We start from the raw sequence: 1,184 nt of genomic DNA on the forward strand, positions 1-1,184 counted from the left end.
GCTCGGTCCGCCAGGCCTCCTGCCGGGCGCGCCACTCGGCGACGTCCTCGGGGGAGTCGGGCCGGACGTCGGCGGGACGCGGCGGCGAGAAGAGGGGGGCGGAGTCGGGACCCGTTCCGGTCGCGGCGGGCGCCTCCTCCGGTGCGGGGTGCGTCCCGACCGGGCCGCCTGACGCGCCACCCAGACGGTGAGCGCGAGGAGGAGGCCGATGACCACGAGGGTCCAGATCGTGCGGCCGGCGGCGGGCGCCCAGGCCTCCGCGCCCGTGTAGGCGCCGCCGAGCGACCAGAAACCCTGCGCCAGCGGCAGCATCGAGGCGAGCACCAGCGCGCCGATGCCGGCGTGCACCCGCTCGATCCGGCCGCCGACGAGCTGCTCGACGGGCAGCGCGCCGTCCTCGTCCGGGAGCAGCAGCCAGGCGGCCGCGTAGACGAGGAGCGCGGGGCCGCCGAGGACCGCCACCACCACGACGATCCCGCGGACGATCAGCGGGTCGATCCCCAGGCGCTCGGCGATGCCGGAGCAGACGCCGCCGATCCAGCCGGGGCGACGGGTGAGGCCGAGGCCGCGGAGCCAGAGGAAGAAGCGGTTGTCGGAGGGAGGCGCGGTGCCGGTGCCGGGGCCCTGCTCCTCGGGCGCGGGCTGCTCGGCTCCGCTCTCGGCGGTCCCCGGTGCGCCGGGTCCGTCCGCTCCGCCGCTCGGCGGGGGAGTGCTCTCTGCTGTCATGCTCAGAGTGTCCCGCTCCTCCACAGGCGCCGACCATCGGGGGATCCCCTGACTCGACCCTCGTTTCCTCCCCCGGGTCCCCGACGACCTGTTTGGATGCTCGTGTGAGCATCTCGAGCACCGCGGTCCGGCCGCCGCTGCGACGCCCCCGGCGGGTCGTCCTCGGCGGTGTCTGCGCCGCGCTCGCCGAGCACCTCGGCTGGACGCTCGCCTCCACCCGCTTCTTCGTGGTCGTCGGATCCCTGCTCGGCGGCGGCGGCGTGCTCCTCTACCTGTGGCTGTGGGCGCTGGTGCCGCTCGCCGAGCCCGCCGGCGACGACGATCGTGCCGTCCGGCGCTCCGTGCCGGTCGCCGGCCTGCTGTCGGTGGCCGCCCTGGTGGCGTCCGGCGCCGTGCTCGTCGCCCTCGGGGCGTACGACGACGTCGCCGTGACGCGGGCGCTCGTCGCGGTCGCGGCG

The 1,184-nt window shown here is 76.8% G+C and carries 2 protein-coding genes; one reads left to right on the forward strand and one right to left on the reverse strand.

The window, feature by feature from the left end; all coding sequences use genetic code 11:
• A partial coding sequence (locus B0T42_RS18915) for a PspC domain-containing protein (protein WP_139344603.1) occupies nucleotides 1-726 on the reverse strand: 726 nt, incomplete at its 3' end.
• A gap of 104 nt (nucleotides 727-830) precedes the next feature.
• Here B0T42_RS18915 and B0T42_RS18920 point away from each other — a divergent pair.
• Nucleotides 831-1,184, forward strand: a 354-nt coding sequence (locus tag B0T42_RS18920; protein WP_236720421.1) for a PspC domain-containing protein, incomplete at its 3' end; no start/stop codon positions are given.

The sequence above is a fragment of the Rathayibacter rhapontici genome (genome assembly GCF_001995175.1).
Classification (GTDB): Bacteria; Actinomycetota; Actinomycetes; order Actinomycetales; family Microbacteriaceae; genus Rathayibacter.